The 18,767-nt window shown below is 68.0% G+C and carries 15 protein-coding genes; 5 read left to right on the top strand and 10 right to left on the bottom strand.

From position 1 onward, the window contains the following. Positions 1-23 precede the first annotated feature (23 nt). Together ACFPIH_RS36710 and ACFPIH_RS36705 are read left to right on the top strand one after the other, a co-directional pair. Positions 24-644 (top strand): TetR/AcrR family transcriptional regulator, encoded by a 621-nt coding sequence (locus ACFPIH_RS36710; protein WP_381182467.1) that lies wholly within the window; start codon positions 24-26, stop codon positions 642-644. Beyond that, a complete protein-coding gene (locus ACFPIH_RS36705) occupies positions 641-1,624 on the top strand; it encodes a Gfo/Idh/MocA family protein (protein WP_381182469.1) in 984 nt (327 codons plus the stop codon). The genes ACFPIH_RS36710 and ACFPIH_RS36705 overlap by 4 nt, the downstream gene beginning before the upstream one ends. Positions 1,625-1,637: 13 nt before the next feature. Here ACFPIH_RS36705 and ACFPIH_RS36700 read toward each other — a convergent pair whose 3' ends face one another. From ACFPIH_RS36700 to ACFPIH_RS36685, 4 genes are all read right to left on the bottom strand, one after another. After that, positions 1,638-2,510 (bottom strand): ATP-binding cassette domain-containing protein, encoded by an 873-nt coding sequence (locus tag ACFPIH_RS36700; protein ID WP_381182472.1) that lies wholly within the window; start codon positions 2,508-2,510, stop codon positions 1,638-1,640. Next, positions 2,507-4,342, bottom strand: a complete 1,836-nt coding sequence (locus ACFPIH_RS36695) for a dipeptide/oligopeptide/nickel ABC transporter permease/ATP-binding protein (RefSeq protein WP_381182474.1) — start codon at positions 4,340-4,342, stop codon at positions 2,507-2,509. The genes ACFPIH_RS36700 and ACFPIH_RS36695 overlap by 4 nt, the downstream gene beginning before the upstream one ends. Further along, the gene (locus tag ACFPIH_RS36690; protein ID WP_381182476.1) at positions 4,339-5,280 is read right to left on the bottom strand and encodes an ABC transporter permease; all 942 of its coding nucleotides are present in this window, start codon (positions 5,278-5,280) and stop codon (positions 4,339-4,341) included. The genes ACFPIH_RS36695 and ACFPIH_RS36690 overlap by 4 nt, the downstream gene beginning before the upstream one ends. A gap of 90 nt (positions 5,281-5,370) precedes the next feature. After that, complete coding sequence (locus ACFPIH_RS36685) at positions 5,371-6,918, bottom strand: ABC transporter substrate-binding protein (protein ID WP_381182478.1); 1,548 nt, start codon at positions 6,916-6,918, stop codon at positions 5,371-5,373. Positions 6,919-7,402: 484 nt separating this feature from the next. Here ACFPIH_RS36685 and ACFPIH_RS36680 point away from each other — a divergent pair, with 484 nt between their 5' ends. Both ACFPIH_RS36680 and ACFPIH_RS36675 read left to right on the top strand, forming a co-directional pair. Continuing rightward, complete coding sequence (locus tag ACFPIH_RS36680) at positions 7,403-8,029, top strand: TetR/AcrR family transcriptional regulator (RefSeq protein ID WP_381182480.1); 627 nt, start codon at positions 7,403-7,405, stop codon at positions 8,027-8,029. A 155-nt stretch (positions 8,030-8,184) separates the two neighbouring features. Continuing rightward, entirely contained in the window at positions 8,185-9,879 is a 1,695-nt protein-coding gene (locus ACFPIH_RS36675; RefSeq protein ID WP_381182482.1) for a CocE/NonD family hydrolase, read from the top strand. Positions 9,880-9,972: 93 nt separating this feature from the next. Here ACFPIH_RS36675 and ACFPIH_RS36670 read toward each other — a convergent pair whose 3' ends face one another. The 6 genes from ACFPIH_RS36670 to ACFPIH_RS36645 are packed head-to-tail and all read right to left on the bottom strand — an operon-like array spanning position 9,973 to position 17,556. Then, on the bottom strand, positions 9,973-10,473 hold the full coding sequence (locus ACFPIH_RS36670) for a flavin reductase family protein (RefSeq protein ID WP_381182484.1): 501 nt from the start codon (positions 10,471-10,473) through the stop codon (positions 9,973-9,975). Positions 10,474-10,484: 11 nt separating this feature from the next. Beyond that, positions 10,485-11,861: an NtaA/DmoA family FMN-dependent monooxygenase gene (locus tag ACFPIH_RS36665; protein ID WP_381182485.1), complete on the bottom strand. Its 1,377-nt coding sequence runs from the start codon at positions 11,859-11,861 to the stop codon at positions 10,485-10,487. A gap of 21 nt (positions 11,862-11,882) precedes the next feature. Next, on the bottom strand, positions 11,883-12,827 hold the full coding sequence (locus tag ACFPIH_RS36660; RefSeq protein WP_381182487.1) for an alpha/beta hydrolase: 945 nt from the start codon (positions 12,825-12,827) through the stop codon (positions 11,883-11,885). Positions 12,828-12,883: 56 nt separating this feature from the next. Continuing rightward, entirely contained in the window at positions 12,884-15,340 is a 2,457-nt protein-coding gene (locus ACFPIH_RS36655; RefSeq protein ID WP_381182489.1) for a glycoside hydrolase family 2 TIM barrel-domain containing protein, read from the bottom strand. Positions 15,341-15,397: 57 nt separating this feature from the next. Then, positions 15,398-16,450 (bottom strand): ABC transporter substrate-binding protein, encoded by a 1,053-nt coding sequence (locus tag ACFPIH_RS36650; protein ID WP_381182491.1) that lies wholly within the window; start codon positions 16,448-16,450, stop codon positions 15,398-15,400. Positions 16,451-16,503: 53 nt separating this feature from the next. Beyond that, the gene (locus ACFPIH_RS36645; protein WP_381182493.1) at positions 16,504-17,556 is read right to left on the bottom strand and encodes an adenosine deaminase family protein; all 1,053 of its coding nucleotides are present in this window, start codon (positions 17,554-17,556) and stop codon (positions 16,504-16,506) included. 222 nt (positions 17,557-17,778) lie between these two features. Here ACFPIH_RS36645 and ACFPIH_RS36640 point away from each other — a divergent pair, with 222 nt between their 5' ends. After that, on the top strand, positions 17,779-18,744 hold the full coding sequence (locus ACFPIH_RS36640) for an Lrp/AsnC family transcriptional regulator (protein ID WP_381182495.1): 966 nt from the start codon (positions 17,779-17,781) through the stop codon (positions 18,742-18,744). Positions 18,745-18,767 lie beyond the last annotated feature (23 nt).

Here is an 18,767-nt window from a genome sequence, read left to right as displayed (position 1 = left end):
TATTCGGCGGCAGGAGAGAGCGCATGAACGCAAGCAGCGGCCGTGGGCCGTACGCGAAGACGGCGGAGGTGCGCCGACGGATCCTCGAGGCCTGCGTGGACGCCTTCGGTGAGACCGGCTTCTACGGCGCCACCATGAAGGACATCGCGAAGCGCGCCGGCATCAGCCACACGGGGCTGCTGCACCACTTCGCGCGCAAGGAGGACCTGCTCATCGCCGTACTGGAACTGCGTGACGAACGCAGCGCACGGTTCCTGGAGTCGGCCGACGCGATCGACCCGGCGAAGCACCCCGTCGAGGCCCTCAGGGGCATGCTGACCGTCATCGTGGACAGCGAACTGCAGCCGGGAATCATGGAGTTGCATTGCGTCCTCTCCGGCGAGGCGACCTCTCCCGGTCACCCCGCGCACACGTACTTCGCGGAGCGCTATCGCAGCGTCCGCCGCTTCTACACCGACGCGTACACAGCGCTCGCGGAACGCGGCGAACTGAGCTCGGCGGCGGACCCGAAGACCCTCGCCGCGATGACACTCGCCCTCATCAACGGCCTCCAGGCCCAGTGGCTCTTCGACCGGGACTCGGTGAAGATGGAGTCCGCCATCCATGCCTTCCTGGTGTCCGCCGTCCCGGGACTGGCCCGATGAGCGTCACCGTCGGCGTGCTCGGCGCCGCCCGCATCGTGCAGTCGGCCCTCCTGGAGCCCGCCGCGACACTCGACGGCATCGAGGTCACGGCCGTCGCCGCCCGGGACACCGAGCGGGCCGTCGCGTTCGCGGGCGAACACGGCATCCCGAGGGTGCTCCCCTCGTACGACGAGATCGTCGAGGACCCCGCCGTCGACGCCGTGTACGTCCCCACGCCCGCCGCCCTGCACGGACACTGGACGCGCCGCGCCATCGAGGCCGGCAAGCATGTCCTGTGCGAGAAGCCGTTCACGGCGAACGCCGAGGAGGCCGCGGCGATCGCGGAACTCGCCGGGTCGAGCGGAGTCGTCGTGATGGAGGCCTTCCACTCCCGGTACCACCCGATGTGGGCGCGGATGGCCGCGCTCGTCGACTCCGGTGTGCTCGGTGAACTCCGCACGGCACGGGCGGAGTTCAGCGTGCCGCACGCCGACACCGCCGACATACGGTGGCAGCGGGACCTCGGCGGCGGCGCCCTGATGGATCTCGGCTGCTACCCGGTACGGCTGTTGCGTCACCTGTTCGGCGAGCCGGAGGTGACGGGGGCTCAGATCCGTGATGTGGACGGTGTCGACGCCTCGACCACAGCCCAACTGACCTTCCCCCAAGGGGTGTCGGGCGAGGTCGTCGCGAGCATGGAGGGGACCGGCGGTCACACCGCCGAACTCCGCGTCGGCGGTTCGGCGGGGACCCTGCACGTGCGGATGCCCTACCACCCCTACCTGTACGGCGAGTTGACCCTCACGACTGACTCGGGCGTCGTCGTGGAACAGGGCGACCCGCGTACGACGTACTCCTTCCAGCTGGAGGCGTTCCGCGACGCCGTGACCGACGGGGCCCCGAACCTGACGGACGCGTGGGAGGCGATGGCGACGATGCGGGTCGTCGACGCGGTCTACCGGGCCGGTGGCCTGCGACCGCGCACACCGATCGCCCCTTAGCGCCCGCACGTGGTCAGGCCGCACCGGCTCGCGCGTCCTGCGCGGTGTCCGTCCCGGCGCCCGCCTCGGCCAGGCGGCGCCGTTCGGTGCGCCGCCGTGCCTGCTCGACCGGATCCGTCACGGGGGCGGCGAGCAGCAGGCGCTGGGTGTAGGGGTGCTCGGGGGTGGAGGTGACGAGGCCGGCGGGACCGGTCTCGACGATGTCTCCCTGGTAGACCACGCTCACCCGGTGGCTCACGTGCCGTACGACCCCGAGGTCGTGCGAGACGAAGAGGTACGCGACCCCGGTGCGCCGCTGGATGTCGATGAACAGGTCGAGTACCCGTGCCTGGGTCGACAGGTCGAGCGCGGAGACGGGCTCGTCACAGACGATCAGCTTCGGCTCGGGGGCGAGCGCACGGGCGATCGCGACGCGCTGGCGCTGACCGCCGCTGAACTCGTTCGGCAGTCGCTCGGACGCGTCCTTCGGCAGCCCCACCTGATCGAGCAGCTCGCGTACCCGCGCCCGCGCGTCGCGCGACTTCGCTCCCTGGACCACCAACGGCTCGCTGAGGATGTCACCGACGGTGAGCGAGGGGTTGAGCGAGGTGTAGGGGTCCTGGAACACGACCTGGATGTCGCGCGCCAGGGTACGCCGTTCCTTGCCCGCGACATGGGTGATGTCCTCGCCCGCGAACAGGACGCGCCCACCGCTCGGCTTCACCAGGCCGAGCACGGCACGGCCGATGGTCGTCTTGCCGGACCCGGACTCGCCGACGATGCCCAGGGTCTCGCCCTGATGCGCCGTCAAGGACACGCCGTGCAGGATCTCCACGGGGCGGGCCCGGAAGCCGCGCCCCGGGTAGGCCACGCGCAGGTCGCTCACATCGAGCAGGGGAGTGGTCATGATGCCTTCTCCTCCAGAACCTCGGTCGTGCCGGCTGCGGCGTCCTTACCGAGGGCCGCGGCCACGGCGTCCGGGGGATCGGTGCGCAGGTTGTTCTCATCGAGGATGGAACTCAGGAGCATCCGGGTGTACGGATGCCGTGGCGTCCGGAAGATGTCCAGCGCCTCCCCGACCTCGACGACCTCGCCCCGCTGCATGACCGCGACGCGGGTGCAACTGTCCGCCACCACACCGAAGTTGTGGGTGACCAGGAGCACGGCCATGTTCAGCTGCTTCTGCAGGTCCCGCAGCAGGTCCAGGATCTCCGCCTGGACGGTCACGTCGAGCGCGGTCGTCGGCTCGTCGGCGATGAGCAGCTTCGGGCTGCTCGCCACCGCGCCGGCGATGAGCACGCGCTGTGCCATTCCGCCGGAGATCTGGTGCGGGTAGGAGTCGAAGGTGCGCTGGGGATCGGGGATGCCCACGCGGTTCAGCAGGGCGAGCACGTGGGCGCGCGCGGCCTGCCGGGACATCTGCTGTGAGGCACGCAGTCCCTCCATGAGCTGCGAGCCCACCGTGAAGGACGGGTCGAGGTTCGACATGGGTTCCTGCGGTACGTATGCCACGGACGTGCCGCGCAGTTCGCGCAGTTCGCCCTCGCTCAGGCCGAGGAGTTCGCGTCCGTCGAGCTTGATCGAGCCGCGCGTGACGACGGCCTCCGACGGCAGTACGCCGAGGAGCGCGAAGGCGGTCTGGGTCTTGCCCGACCCGGACTCGCCGACGACGCCCAGGGTCTCCCCCGCGTCCAGGCTCAGCGAGACGCCGCTCACGACCTCCCTCAGTTCACCCGAGGGTGTGGGGTAGGCGATGGCGAGATCCGCCACCGTCAGCAGATGCGCGGCCGGGGAGTCGGCGCCCGCGCCGGAGTCGGCACTCTTGACGGGCCGGGGCCGTGCGGGCGTGGTGATCTTGGCCGGTTTGGGCCTGCCCCGGTCCAGTGCGTCGCGCAGCGAGTTGCCCAGCAGGACGAACGACGCGTTGATGACGCCGAGCATGAGGCTGGGCCAGATGAACTGCATGGGCTTCTCGTAGATGTTGACGAAGCCTTCGCCGATCATCAGGCCGAAGCTGGGTACGGTGTTCGACCCGATTCCGAGGAACGCGAGGCCTGACTGCAGGCTGATGGACGACCCCATCAGGAACGCGGTCGCGATGATGATCGGTCCGCGGATCACGAACAGCACATGCCGGCCGAGGATGCGCAGGTCCGTGAGGCCCGAGACGCGGGCGGCGTCCACGAACAACTCGTTCCTGACCCCGACGACGAGGCCCCGCACGAGCCGGAAGATACCCGGGGACGACAGCACGCCGAAGATCAGCATCGTGGCCCGGTAGTCGCCGCCCGTCACGGGGAGCAGCACGATCAGCAGGAGCAGGCCCGGGAAGGTCATGACGAGGTTGAACACCCAGTCGGTGGCGGTACGCACCCGGCGGCCGAAGTATCCGCCGACGAGCCCGGCCGTGACGCCGATGACGAGGGAGACGCTCGTGCCGATCAGGCCGGCGATCATGCTGGTGTTGATGGAGTGGAGCAGCCGGGAGAAGATGTCGCGGCCGCTCTGGTCGCCTCCGAGCGGGTAGCCCGAGCTGCCCGGATCGGCGTTGATCGCGTCCAGTGAGGCCTGGTTCGGGCCGTGCGAGACGAGGAGGGGGCTCAGTACGCCGAGCACCACGATGATGAGCAGCACGCAGCCCGTGACGACGGCCTGCGGGTCCTTGAGGAGCTTGCGCAGAGGCGACCTGCGCTGCGGGGCGCTCGGCCCCGTGGCGGTCGCGAGGTCGTGGGCGCTCACTGCTGCCTCGCCTTCGGGTTGAGCCAGCCGTTGATGATGTCGACGATCAGGTTGATTCCCACGACGAACAGGACCCCGAAGAGGGACATGCCCATGATGATCGGGACGTCTCCCTGGAGGGCCGCGTTGAAGGAGAAGCTGCCGATTCCCGGCAGTGCGAAGACGTTCTCGATGATGAGGGCGCCGCCGAGCATCGCGATGAACTCCAGGGACAGGACGGTGAAGGCCGGTCCGGCGGCGTTGCGCAAGGCGTGCCGCAGCACGATCGACCGGGTGGAGATGCCGCGGGTGCGCAGGGTGCGGACGTAGTCCTTGCGCAGCTCGCCGATCATGGCGCCGCGGATCTGGGCGGACAGGTTCGCGATGCCGCCCATCATCAGAGCGATCACCGGGATGGTGATCGAGGCCAGCCAGCGGCCCGGGCTCTCGGCGAAGGGTGTGTAGCCGGTGGCCGGGAGCCAGTCCAGTTTGACGGCGAAGACGACGACGAGGCCGATCGCGATCAGCAGGTTCGGCACGATGTACCCGAAGAGCGAGGCGATCTGGGCGAACCGGTCGATCGCGCCGCCTCGCGATGCCGCGAGGACACCGAGGACTACGCTGACGGCGGCGGTGATGAACAGGGCGACGACAACGACGGACAGCGTGACGGTGAAGTGGTCCGCGACGGCCGTTCCGACGGGCTGACTGGTGAAGTACGAGACGCCGAAGTCGCCCTGGACGGTGTGGAACAGCCAGTCGAAGTACTGAACCATCACTGGACGGTCCATGCCCATCTCGGCCTTCTTCGCCGCGACCGTCGCGGGTGTGGCGGCGGTTCCGAGGATGCTTCGTACGATGCCGTCGAAGGACGTGCTCAGGAGGAAGAACGTGATCATTGATACGAGGACGGTGAGCACCAGGCTCGTGCCGAGCCGGCGCAACACGTAGGAGATCATGGGTGGTGGTGCTCCTTCGGACCAGGACCGACGGGAGGGGGTGCCGGGCTCGCGGCGGTGGCCCCGCCGCGAGCCCGGAACCCACGCGGGCTAGCCGGAGACGCCGAACGCCCGGATGGTGCTGAAGGTGTTGGAGCCGTCGCCGATGTACACGACGCCCTTGGTCGCCCAGCTGTTGCCGAGGAAGGAGATCGGCGCGGTCCACGCGTCCTTGACGGCGAACTCGTTGACCTTCTGGTAGGCGCCCGCCGCCTTCGCCACGTCGAGCTCGCCCTGCGCCTTGTCCAGCAGCTTGGTGAGCTCGGGGTCCGTGGAGTGGAACGGGTTGAGATAGCCGGCCGGGGAGAAGTTGTTGGCCGCCTCACGCGCGGAGGTGCTCAACCCGTCGAGGAAGAGGATCATCGGGTACTTCTTCGAGGAGATCGCCGAGAAGTTGTTCTGCGCGGGCACCGGAGTCCACTTCACCTTGATCCCGATGTCTTCGAGCGCCTGCGTGACCGTCGGCTCGAACGCCTTGGTGTAGACGAAGCCCGGCATCGTGACGGAGAACCCCTTCGGATACCCCGCCTCGGCCAGCAGCTTCTTCGCGGCCGCGGGGTCGAAGGAGTAGGTCTTGTCGAGTGCGGCGTCGTAGACCGAGCCCTTGGGGTTGAAGACCTGTAGCGATGGCTGCGCGGCGCCCTTGAGCAGTTGCTTGGCGATCTTCGGCCGGTCGAACGCCATGTTGATGGCCTGTCGCACCCGCGTGTCCCCGAGCGGCTTGAGCACGCTGCCCGCCCGGTCGGCGAGAACCAGGGTCGCCACCGCGGTGGGATAGAGGGGCGAGATCTTGAAGCCCATCCCCTTGAGCTTGGCGGAGTTCTCCGGGGAGGCCGGACCGGCGTTGATCTGTCCGGCCTGCAGCGCGTTGGACGCGGCGGTGGGGTCCTGGATGACCTTGACCGTCACGGTCTTGAACGGGTAGGCCTTCGCGTTCCAGTAGTCGTCCCGCCGCTTGAGCACGTACGTCGTGCCGGTCACCGACGACTTGTCGAGGACGTAGGGACCCGAACCGACGGGGTTGAGCGCGGTGCTCTTGTCGGCCAGCGTCTTCGGGTCGCCGATCACACCCGCTGCCATGGACAGGCTGGTCAGCAGTGCGCCGTCCCGCTGCTTGAGATGGATCACGACGGTCGTGGCGTCGGGGGCCTCCACCGACTTGACGGAGGCGAGCTGGCCCTGCTGCGACCCGGGCGTGGCCACGGTGCGTTCCAGGGTCGCCTTCACCGCGGTCGCGTCCACGGCCGCGCCCGAGCTGAACCTCATCCCCTGGTGCAGCTTCAGAGTGAGGGTCAGCCCGTCGGCGGAGTACGTCCAGCTCTCGGCCGCATTGGGCTTCAGCTCGCCCTTGTTGTCGGTGTTGAGCAGCGTGTCGTACAGGGCACTCCAGACGTAGGCTCCCTGCCCGTCGGTGAGCTGGGCCGGATCGAGGGAGTTCGGACCGCTCTGGATGGCGAGGGAGAGCGTCGCGGCAGTGGGCGACGACGAGCCCTCCGACGCTCCGCCGCACGCTGTCAACGCCAGCAGTGCCGCCGCCGTGATCGCCGCGGACAGCGTTCGAAATCTCGGTCGCGGGTCGTTGGATCGAATGCGAGTCATATGGATTCCCTTTGTCCCGTGCGGTCCGGGGCCGGTGTTCTGGCTGAGGTCGGCTTGTCCCCGGGGGCTCCTGCCGGACGGCTCGTGTTCGGTGGCTTCGCGCCGGTACGGGCGTGGCACCTGACTGCCTGAGCCGGCCGCGGCGCGTCTCGAACGCGCCTCGTCGGCAACACTTACCAAGTGGTTGGATTTGGCTCGTGGAAAGTAGGCGTTGGCGGGAGCGGACGGGAAGGGGTCGCGCAACGTTCTTGACCAGAGCATTACCTTTCGGTGGGGCGTGATCTTGGCGTCTTTGTGTGTCAGTGGTCGTTAAAGGCCTGTTCAGGGGCTTGCTGGCGCTCTCGCTCATCGTCGGGGAGCTCTCGACGAAAATCATCCAGCTGGTAGGTTTTGGTGGTGAAGCGCTAGGGTGCCTCTGCATCTTCAGTGAGGACCCGACCCCGACCGCCACCGGTGTGCGCGGCCGATATCGAGGGGACGCGACGTGGACCGGGCAAGGCAACGCGGGCCGTACGCGAAGACGGCGGCCCGGCGGGCGGACATCATCCGTGCGGCACGCGACAGCTTCGCCGAGCGCGGGTATGAGGGCGCTTCGCTGCGCGACATCGCGAAACGGGCCGGCATCACCCATGCCGGCCTTCTCCACCACTTCCAGAACAAGGACGAGGTGCTCACGGCGGTCCTCGCGCAGCGTGACGACGAGGAATGGGAACGAAGCTTGGCCGAGGTCGACGGCCAGTCCTCGCCGAGGCGCTATCTCACGGAGACGCTGCTCCAGCATCAAAGGGCGCCCGAGTTGATGCGTCTGTGGGCGGAACTGACGGCCGCGGCCTCGCGCCCCGGTCATCCCGCCCACGCGTACTTCGTCGACCGTCACGAACGAGTGCGTTCCCACACGGCCGAGGCCATGCGGGAACGCGAGGCGGAGGGACGACTGCCGGAAGGCCTGGATCCGGACAGCGCGGCCGCTCTGTTCCTGGCCGTGCTCCACGGTTTGCAGGTGCAGTGGCTGCTGAACCAGGACCTCGACATCATCGCGCCGCTCGACCACTTCCTGGACCTCGTTCTTCTGCCGGTCGGCCGGGAGGCCTCCACGGAAACCCCCGCCTGACGGTGCGGCCGGCCGGTCCGAGGGGGAGCACGACCATTGACCGGTCCATATTGCGGTACTAACGTACGGGAATTCGTACCCGCAGCTGGTCCCAAGGAAGTGACGCTGTGACACGTCGTCCCCGCCGACGGAGGAGCGGACTGTCTGCCGCTGCCATGGCGACCACACTGGCCCTGACCGGATTCGCCTCGTCCTCGGCGAACTCCACCGGTGCGACCGGCTCGGCCACGGCCCAGGAGAGCAGACCCGGCCTGCTCGACTCGCCCGCCCCCAAGGCCGTCCACGACTGGCTCGGCTACGACCGGCCGGCCCAGTACGACAGCATCGCCTCCGAAGTGCGAGTGCCCATGCGCGACGGCACCCGCCTCGCCTGCTACCTGTACCGGCCGGGCCACGACGGCGACGCAGACAGCGCCGAGCACCCGAGCCTGCTGGTCGACTTCACGCCGTACCAGAAGTACCGCGCCAACCCGGCGAACACCTACCTGGCCGAGCGCGGCTACAACGTCCTGAACTGCGACGTCCGGGGGTCGGGCAACTCGACGGGCACCTTCCCCTCGTGGTTCCAGCCCAAGGAGGCCACCGACAACTACGACCTGATCGAGTGGCTGGCACGGCAGCCGGGCGCGACAGGCGACGTGGGGCAGATGGGCCAGAGCTACGGCTCCATCACGTCCTACCGCGCCGCCGCGCTCAAGCCGCCGCACCTGCGCGCCATCATCCCCATCGTCTCCCCGACCGACATCTACTCGGAGTGGGTGTATCCCGGGGGAGTGCCTTCGACCAACGGCACCCGGTGGGCCAACAGCGGCCCGGTCCTCAGCCCCGGCGACCACACCGGCACCCTGCGCAGCTTCCAGCAGCACCCGCTGTACGACGCGTACTGGAAGCAGGCGGTGACCACCAACAAGCTTCGTGACGTCGAGGTCCCGGCGCTGCATATCGGCGGCTACTTCGACATTTTCAAGAACGGCGGCTTCGACGCCCTCAAGCAGCGGCCCCGGCAGACCTGGCTGCTCAACGGGCCATGGGTCCACGGCGGGTTCCTGCAGATCCCGGGGCTGGATCCGGCCCTGCAAGGCGTCGACTCCCCGAACGCGATCTCGTTCTCCGTCGTCCTGCAGTGGTTCGACCACTGGCTGGCCAAGCGCCCCGGGGCACAGCTGCCGCCGGATCGCGTGATCAGCTACGCGTCGACCTCCGTCAAGGCATCGGGCAGTTGGCACGGCTACCGTCAGTGGCCCCCGGCGGCTCCATCGGGCCCGCGCCTGTACCCGACGGCCGACGGCGCGCTCGTCAAGAAGGCCCCCGCGTCCACGGGATTCAGGTACCAGGTCAACCCGGCCGACGGCCCATCGGCCGACGTCACCGGAACCCTGCCCTACGACCCGAGCCAGAACCAGGCCTCGGCCGAACAGATCAACACCCTGTCCAACGGCCGCTACACCAGCAACCGCGCCACCTTCACCCTCCCGGCCTTCACCGCGGACACCACGCTCGCCGGCCCTGTCACGCTCCACCTGAACGCGTCGATCGACACGCAGGACACGTACTTCGTCAGCAAGCTGGAGACCGTCCTTCCGGACGGCCGCGTCCTGCCGATCGAAACGGGATACCTGCGGGCGCAACTACGGGACGGCCTGGAGAAGGCCAAGCCCGTCACTCCTGGCACGCCGACGCAGTACACGGTCTCGCTCGGCCAGACTCACTGGCGGTTCATGCCCGGAGAGAAACTGCGCATCACCATCGGCGGCGGCGACAGTCCTCGTATCGTCCCCACCAACCTGGCCGGTGCCGTCACCGTGCACCTCGGCGGCAAGACGTATGTGGAGGTGCCCGTGCTCAGGTAGCTCAAGCAGCTCTCAAACAGGAGGAGTCGCCGGTCCGGTGGCTGAGACGCGGCCCACGCCTTTGTGGGCTGCGCCGAGTTGTGCCGATGCGGCTCAGACGGCCACCGGCGTGTGGAACTGCGAGTTGTGGAAGACCAGCGGCAGTTGCTCGGGGTTCGTGTTCGTGGCGAGCACCTCGAGGACGATGACCCGGTGGTCTCCGGCCGCGTAGTCGTGGACGACCCGGCACTCCAGGAGTACGGGTGACCCGTTGATGAGCAGGGCGCCGGAGTCGAGCTCGGTGACCTCGATGCCGCGGAACCGTGCGGCCTTGTCCTTGCCTGCCAGTTGGTGAACCCGTGCGCTGTGGTCGATCCCGAGGACGGAGACGCCCAGGCGCTCGGCGCGGGCCAGGACCGGCCAGGTCGTCGACGAGTTCTGCACCGCGAACAGGCACATCGGCGGCTCCAGGCTCACGCCGACCGTGAAGGAGGACGCGACCAGCACCATGGGTTCGTCGTCGACGGTCGCGGCCAGGGCAGCCACCCCCGAGGGGTACGCGCCGAACGTCCGCCGCAGCAGCTTCGTATCGGAGGGTTCATGAAGAATCGACACGACTGTTCCCCCTAAGCGTCGGCTGTCGTCTTGAACTTGAGCTGCGCCCCGGGGTGGGTCGCCGCCACGCGAGGGCCCGCGTCGAGAAGCTGTTCCCGCAGCGTGACGTCCTCACGGGTGGGCCGCATCAGACCGCGCTTGAGCAGTACCGGCCTGAGCAGCTCGATGAAGTCGTCGTGCGTTCCGGGAGTGATGTGCTGCTGGACGAGGAACCCGTCGGCACCCGTGGCAGCGACGAAGGCCTCGACCTCGTCGGCGACCGTCTCCGGGGTCCCGACGAAAGTGGTGCCGTTGATCCCGTGCTGCCGGTAGTCCTCCAGAATCTCCCGCACGGTGGGGCCGTTGCCGTCCGGCGACCGGAAACGGTCCAAGGAGGTCTGGCCGATGTCGCTGCGCAGCTCCGGAAGCGGCTTGTCCAGGTCGAACTTGAGCAGGTCGACCCCGGTCGACCAGGCGAACGTCGCCGCCGCGTGCTCCAGGGTCGCGAAGCCGAGAAGGTTCTCGTACTTACGTTGGGCCTCGGCTTGGCTGGTGCCCACCACGAAGCCGGCGCCGACGAGGAACTTCACCGACTCCCGTGGCCGGCCGATCTCCTCCGCCCGGTCCCGGATGGCCGTGATGTTGCGGGCGACGACCGCAGGGTCCCCACCGCCCACGAAGACGCACTCGGCGTAGTGCGCCGCGAAGTCACGGCCCGCCGACGAGGTGCCCGCCTGGAGGAGCAGCGGTGTGCGCTGCGGCGACGGCGGGACGTTGAGGATGCCCTTGGTCCGCAGGTAGTTGCCCTCGTAGGAGACCTGGCGGACACCGTCCGGGTCTGCGTAGACACCCGATTCCCGGTCCACTCGAAGAGCGTCGTCGGCCCACGTCCCCTCCCACAGCCGCAGACAGATCTGCAGGTAGTCGTCGGCCTGTAGGTAGCGCTCATCGTGCGGGATCATCGGCTCGCCGAAGAGCGCCGTGGACGAGGACTGGCCGCCGCCGCTGACGATGTTCCATCCGATGCGGCCCTTGGTGAAGTGGTCGAGGGTCGCGAAGCGCCGGGCGAGGGCGGCGGGCTTCTCGTGCGTCGTGCTGTTCGTCAGTACGACGCCCAGCTTGGAGGTGGCCGCGGCGATCGCCGACACGATGGTGATCGGGTCTGCCATGGGGACGTTGTAGCCCGCTTCCACGGCGAAGGGGATGAGCTCGCCGTCGAGTGTGGGGTAGCCGAACGTGTCGGCGAAGAAGAGGAAGTCGAACCCTCCCGACTCCAGCTTCTTGGCGAGTTCGGTCCAGTGTTCGATCGTCAGATAGTCGATCTGGGTGTTCGAGGGGTCCCGCCAGCTGGAGCCGATCACTCCGTTGGGGCTCAACGCCTGGAACGACGCGAAGATCAGTGGGCTCATGTGTCTCTCTCTTTGGGTCGTTCACTGCCGCAGGTAGGCGGCCATGCGGTCCAACGTGGAGCGGGTTTCGGGCAGGAGCGGCAGCATGCTGAGATGCCCGTGGACGACGCCGGGTGCGAAGTACCGTTCGACGTGCAGGCCGTCCTGTTCGGCCCGGTCCAGGACGGCTTCGACCGGGGGCCGCAGATCGTCGTACTCGCTGAGCACCACGAGCATCGGCGGGAGTTCGCCCAGGGACGGCATGTTCTCGAACGAGAGGTAGGGGGCGTTGGTCTCGCCGGCGGCGTAGGTGCGGAAGATGCTGCCGATGGCTTCCTGCTCGAAGCGGAAGAGCGGGGGAATTCCCGCCATCAGCTTCTCGTGCGGCTCACTGGTCGTGAACGTCGCGCTGAGGGCCGGGTACACCAGGAGCAGACGGGTGGGTGTGCGTTCGCCGTTGTCCCGGAGTTCCATGGTGGCGGCCACGGTGAGGTTCCCGCCGGCGGAGGCGCCGCCGAGGACCACGGTGTCGGCGTCGATGCCGAGTTCGGCCGCGTTGCGCAGCGTCCACCGGAACGCCTCGGCGAGGGCGAGGTGGAGGGTGGGGTAGCGGACGGTCGAGCCGTTGGCGAGAGGATAGTCGACCGATACGACGACCACGTCGGCGCGGGCGCACAGGTCCCGGCTGACGGTGTCGGCCTCGTGGTCGTCCAGGGTGCCCGCGACGAAACCGCCGCCGTGGGCCCACACGAACGCCTGCCGCCCGGGGCGGACGCCGGCCAAGGGCGTGTACACGCGTACGCGCAGCCCCTCGAACCCGGCGACGGCCACCTCGCGCACGTCCACGACAGGCTGGTCGTAGGGACGGTTGTCACTGAAGACCTTGGTGAACCTGTCCCAGAGGGCCTCGTCCGCGTTGAGGGCTTCCTCCCGGGTGACGTCGGCGACCAGGGCCACCTTGTCGGCGAGATGGGGATCGAGCGGCATGAGACTCCTTGGTCTGCTTGGTCTGCTGACGGCACTGGAGCGAGGGCGTGGTGGCGTCAGGCCTCGACGGCGTGCACGGTGGCGGTGGCCTCCGGGCAGCCCTCGGCGCGGACGCGGACATGGATGGTGCCGGGACCGGTGGGCCGGACGGCGGCCATGGCGCGGCCGTCGAAGGTGGTGCAGGTGTCGGCGTCGAACCGCTCCTCGGTGTGCGTCCGCCCGGTGCCCAGCCCCGCCAGAACAGCAGGCCCTGTCACGTCCACGCGGACCTGACGGTCCCGGTGACTGGCCAGGTTGCCTGCACTGTCGTGGAGTTCGACCGAGACGTAAGCGAGGTCCTTGTCGTCCGCGCCGATTTCGGACCGGTCCGCCGCGACAGCCAGCCGCAGGTCGGCACCGGCACTGCGCAGTACGCACCGCCCCGTCTCGACACCCGCCCGATAGGCGACCGCCGTCAGTTCGCCGGGCTGGTAGGCCGACTCGAACCGTGCGATGCAGGCCTTGTGCCCGCCGACCTTCACCCGCTCCAACGGAGCACTGTCCAGAAGCAGTTCCACTTCGTCGGCGGAGCTGTACACGTCGACGGTGACCGGTGAGCCCGCCTCGACGTCCCAACTCCAGCTGGAGACCGCGTCCGCCCACGACCACGGGGTCTGGAACATCGCGCGGCCGTGGGACTCCGGCCGGTGCACGGCGATGTACGGCTGCTCGCGCAGCCCGAACACGGTCTCCCGGTAGTACGACATGGGACGCCGGTGACCGGTGATGTCGATGTCGCCGCAGCCGGCGGTCAGTGCCGGGAACACGTCGTGGATGCCGCCGAGCATGTCCTCCTTTGGGCCGTCGTCCAGGTAGTCGGTCCGGCCGACCCCCGACTCCCCGAGGTAGTCCCAGCCGGTCCAGGTGAAGTCGCCCAGCACGTGGCTGTTCTCGCTCACCAGCCGCCACAGCTCGTCGATGTGGCCCGGGAAGGTCTCCGTGCCGAGGATCAGCCGGTTGGGAAAGCTGATGCTGTCGGGTACGTACCTGGCGTCGCCGTAGTTGATGCCGGAGACGTCGAGTACGGCGTGGGACTCCTCGGTCCGCTCGCTGACCAGCTGCGACGCACTGAACTCGTTGATCTTCTCGCCCAGCGCGGTGATCAGGGAGTTGATGTCGGTGGGTCCCTCGGTCGAACCGACGACCAGGGAGGGCAGTTCGTCCGGTACGGCGACCAGGCCGTTCACGGCGTTGGTGACGAACCGGGTGTCGTCCAGCTCCCGCACCTTCTCGGCGAGCCGGCGTCCCCAGGTCGAACCGACCGGACTGCCCGTCTCGAAGATCTCGTTGCCGATGGAGTACATGATCACGCTCGGATGGTTGAAGTCCTTCGTGACCATCGCCTCCACATCCCGCTCCCACCACTCAGGAAACGCCAGCGAGTAGTCGAACGGCCGCTTGGGCTTGGTCCAGGCGTCGAACGCCTCGTCCAGGACGAGCATCCCCAGCCGGTCGCAGGCGTCGAGCGCCGCGACACTGAGCGGATTGTGCGCGCTGCGTACCGCGTTGAAGCCCGCCGCCTTGAGGATCTCGATACGGCGTTCCTCCGCGCGGGAGATGGCGGCCGCGCCCAGCAGACCCGTGTCGTGGTGGATGCACGCGCCGCGCAGCTTCACTGTCCGGCCGTTGATCCGCAGCCCGTGTGCCGGATCGAGCTGGAGGGTGCGGATGCCGAACGTGGTGTGCTCCTCGTCCACGGCCTCGCCGTCGGCGTCGGCGTTTGCGTCACTCAAGACGGTGCGCGCCACGTACCTGTTGGGAGAGTCGACGTCCCACAGGGCAGGCCGCGGGACGTGCAGACGCAGCCGCGCCGACGCGCTCGTGCCCGGCAACAGCGTGACAGGCGCGGTGCCTTCGGCGACCGTGGTCCCGTCCGCGTCGGCGATGTTCGTGGACACCCGCATCGTCCTGGTGAAGCGCTCCTCGTTCACCACCGTCACCGCGACGACGACCACGGCGAGTTCGTCGTCGGCCTGTGGGGTGGTGATGCGGACGCCGTCGAGGGCGATGTGGACGGGGTCGCCGACGATCAGATGTGTGTCGCGGTGGATTCCGGCACCCGAATACCATCGCGAATCGAGGTGCGCACGGGCCTCCACCCGGATCGAGTTGGGCTGCCCGTAACGCAGATACGGGTCGCACTGGACATTGAACCGGCTGTATCCGTTCGGCCGCTGGGCGACGAACTCCTCGTTGATGTACACGACCGCGTCCCGGTAGACGCCCTCGAATTCGAGGAAGACGCTCTTGTCGCGAAACGCTTCGGGTACGTCGAAGGTCTTGGAGTAGTGGAAGTAGCCACCCGGAAAATAACCCGTGTGGGCACCCTCGGAAACCGCGGCACCGCGTTCCAGATCACGCACGGCGTCGTGCGGCAGGGTGACTTCCTGGTCGTTCTCGCCCGCCACGGCGCTGGCGAAGCTCGTCTCGGCGGGTCCCGCGGTCCAGCCGCGATTGAAAGACTGGCGGAACATCGAGTTCGTCCTTTTCGGAGATGAGCTCCGAGCGTCAGCAGATGAGGCTCCGGGCTTTTACTTGGGAAGGTAGGTGTTGGTGACGAAGGGCGTCACGTCGAAGCTCTTGAGGGCCTTTCCGTTCGCCCCCGTCAGGGTCTCCTGCTTGATCATCCAGTCGGCGTAGGCCTGCATCTTCTGGACGGACTGGGTGCCGATCGGACCGTCGGAGTTGACCATGTCCTTGGCCTGGACGCGTGTGGTGAAGTCGACCAACTTCGGGTTGACGCTCGGGAACTGGGCCACGAGCGCCGCGTTCGCGGCCTTGGGATCGTCGATCGCGGCCTGATATCCCTCGCGCAGGGCCTTGGCGAGGCCGCTCGCGATTTTGGGATTCTTCTGGGCATAGCTGTTGTTGGCCAGGACGAGAACACCGGAGTTCTCCGCGACGCCGTAGTCGGTCGGCTGGAACTTCGTGAATTCGGTTCCGTCCTGGGCGGCCGTGTAGTCGTCGTCGGGCCAGGTGCTCGCCGCGTCCACCTTCTTGGCCTTCAGCGCCTCGATGGATCCGACGCTCAGCACGACCTGCTTGACCGTGCCGTGCCCCCCTGCCTTCGCGATCATCGCGTTGATCAGCGCGAGTTCCATGGGGGTGCCGTACCCGCCGTAGGTCTTGCCCGCCAGCCCGGCGGGCGAGGTGATGCCGGAGGACTTGAGGACGGAGATGACGGACGGGTCGTGCGGCATCGCCAAGAAGATCGACTTCACGGGCATCCCCGCGGCGAAGTTCGTCAGGGCCGATGCGTAGCTGGAGGTGAAGCCGAACTGCGCCTGCCCTGTTCCGATGAGAGCGTCGGAAGGGGTGGTGCCGACAGGCAGGATCTTGATCTTGATCCCTTCCTTCGCGAACAGACCCTTCTGCATGGCGTACGCGAGGCCGTTGTGCGTGGCGCCCGGCAGATAGTCGAGCGCGAACGTGACGGTGGTGAGGCCGCCGCCGGATGCCGTGTTCTCCGCGCCGCCGGTGTCGGAACACGCCGTCAGCACGAGTGCGCCGACGGTGAGGGCCGATCCGAGGCGGATGACGGAGCGACGCGAAACCGGTGCGCCTTCCCGGGTGTTTCTGGCCATAGCTGGCACTTCCTTTTTCAGATGTGCTTGGGGGGCACCTGTTTCATGATGGATTAACGGGCCGTCAGCCGATTGATCTCTTTCTCGAACTCGCGCCGGAGCGATGCCTTGTCGCTCTCGTCGAGCCAGGTCGCCGAGATGCCGTCGAGCGACGCCTGGACGACGTCGTCGGCGCTCATTCCGTACCAGTCGGCGATGACGCCGTATTCGGTTCCGATGTCGGTGTGGACCATCGACTTGTCGTCGGTCCCGGGAACGATCCAGACGCCGCCCCGCAGCATCGCGCCGATCGGATGAGTCTCGGGCCGGCTGTATTCGGGGAGGGCGTCTCCTGCGACAACCCGAGTGATGGTCGGGCAGACGGTGAACGGGATACCCGACTCGGCGGCACGTCGCAGGACGGGTTCGTCCTCGATGACGGGGTAACCGTGGTCTATTCGGTCGCAGTCCAGCAGCTCGGTGTAGACCGAGTATTCGGCGGCCCCGTACCGCACGTAATGCGCGGTGCGCTTGAAGCCGTGCCGACGGGCTCGACGGTAGACGTCGGCGAAGTGGATGGGGCGATGTTCGTCCAGGAATTCCGGTCCGTCAAGCCCGATACCGATGAATTCCTCACGCCGGTGCGCGATCAGCTGGTCGAGCATCTCTTCGGCGTACGAGACGGGCTCGTCGCGCATGACGCACGCGATGAAGTTGGTCCGCACGCCGAAGTCGTCCTCGGCCGCTCTCGCGCCGTCGATCAGCCCGTCCTGGATCTGGGTGAACGACATGCCGGTATGGGCGAACGCGGTCGGACTGACGAACAGTTCGAGGTACCGGAGGTTACTGGCACGCACGTCGTGAGCCACCAGCCCGTGGACGACGTCACTGAGATCGCGGGGTGTCCGCACGAGCGCACCGAGCACCGCCAGCGCATCGAAGAAGGCCTGCTCCCGCGCGTCGCCGCCGTACTGCTCCAGGTCGTACGCGGCCTCGATCGCCGACCGGCTGGTGCTCGACCTGTTGCGCCTCGCCAGCTCGACGGCGGTGTCGCGATCGATCGACCCGGTGAGGTGACAGTGCACGTCGACCTTCGGCAGCGCTCGGCAGAGGTCCCTGACGTCCATGTCCGCGACCTCGAACGAATGCGGCCTGCCCGGCCCGTTCATCACCACTTTCACCTCCGTTCGAGTCGGCTATACCTGTCGAAGTCGCTGTACTATGACAGAAACCGCGAGCCTGGGGAAGAGGGCTCTTGTGGGTCCGTATACAGGTGTGGCGACTCGGGCTCATCCCGGGCCGAGCTGCCGCGTCTAAACTCCCCGGGACGTCACCAAGGGGAGGCTGATGTGCTCGACGCCGTTGACGACCTGATCGTCGCCGCGCTGAGAAACGATGGCCGGGCGACCGTCCGGTCGATCTCGAAGCTGGTCGGACTCCCGGAAACCACCACCCGGGCCCGGGTGAACAGCCTGCTGGAATCGGGCCGGGTCAGCGTCATCGCCGTCCTCCACCCCTCCGTGGATCCCAGCGAGATCACGCTGTACATCCGGGTCCGGTTGGCGTCGGGCTGGGCGTCGCAGATCGCGGACTCCATCCTCGGCCACTCGTACTGGCTGGCGGAGATCGTCGGGGAACCCGAGGTGATCGCCACGTTCGACGTGGCGTCGCTGAGCCACGCGGCCAGACTGACCGACGAGATCGCCCAGCTGCCCTTCGTGTCCATGGTCACGACGGACCCGGTTCTGGGGATCTACACGGGCGCGGGAACGCCTGAGGAGGCGGGCGGTGAAGCGGGGCTGTGGCCCGCCAGGGACGAAACACGACTCGACGCCCAGGACCGCCAGCTCATCCGCTCCCTCCAGGTGGACGGCCGCGCCACCTACACGGCGCTCGCCCGCTCGGCCGGCCTGTCGCTCTCGCAGGCGAGGCGGCGCGTCCTCGAGCTCATCGACTCCGGCGCCATCCGGATATGGACGACGGTCCAGACGGCCGATCACGAGCTGGCCCGGGCCGTGGTCGATCTGACCGTCAACCCCAAGACCGTCATGGCCACGGTCGAGCGCCTCGTCCGGCGTCCCGGTGTCGTCTCGGTCTCGCGCATGTGCGGGCCCTCGGCGCTCGCGGTCGACGTCGCAGCCCGTGACACATCAGAACTCGGTCAACTCGTCGGAGACATCTCCGCGCACCCCGATCTCATCAGCGTCCGGGTGCACCGGATCCGCCTCCTGCGCCGCCAGCTCCAGCAGCGGCTTCGCAGCACTCCCGACCCGTCCTCGGAGGGGGAGTCGGCCAGGTCGGAGGCCTTGGACTAGCCCCGGTCAGTGAAGGGGTAAGC

The sequence above is a fragment of the Streptomyces vulcanius genome, from assembly GCF_042653945.1.
Lineage (GTDB): Bacteria > Actinomycetota > Actinomycetes > Streptomycetales > Streptomycetaceae > Streptomyces > Streptomyces mangrovi.
This window is presented reverse-complemented; position numbering and strand designations above follow the sequence as displayed.